Raw genomic sequence first — 521 nt, 5'->3', positions numbered from 1 at the left:
CCGGGGTATCGACCACCACGGAACCGGACGTTTTGCCGGCTTCGATGTTGATCACCGCGCCGTTGCTCARSGTSACGGTCATCGGCGTRCCGGCCGGGTTGSTCAGSGTCGCGGTGTAGGTGATCTGRCCGCCTTCGGTGACCGAACCGGTCGCTGCCAGGGACAGKCCGGTGTTGTCGATCGAGTCGGTGATCGTCGTGACTGCCGGCGTCGTGCTCGGGGTCAACTGTTCGAAGTTGCCACCGGTGGTGCTTTCGATGGTGGTGCTGACGGTGCTGCCGTTTTTGTAGACGTCGTTGGCCGGGGTGTCGACCACCACGGAACCGCTGGTCTTGCCGGCCTCGATGTTGATCACCGCGCCATTGCTGAGCGTCACGGTCATCGGCGTGCCGGCCGGATTGGTCAGGGTCGCGGTGTAGGTGATCTGGCCGCCTTCGGTAATCGTGTTGTTGGCGGTGAGCGTCAGCCCGGTGTTATCGATCGAATCGGTGATCGTGGTAACGGCCGGTGGTAACGGCCGG

1 protein-coding gene is annotated in these 521 nt (G+C 63.5%); it reads right to left on the bottom strand.

Annotated elements, in window-relative coordinates; translation table 11 throughout:
* A partial coding sequence (locus AC1DHT_RS29340; protein ID WP_477761602.1) for an immunoglobulin-like domain-containing protein occupies positions 1-521 on the bottom strand: 521 nt, incomplete at both ends.

This window comes from Pseudomonas sp. 05N432 (genome assembly GCF_056396945.1).
Note: the sequence above shows the minus strand (reverse complement) of the source record. Positions and strands in the feature narration are given on the sequence as shown.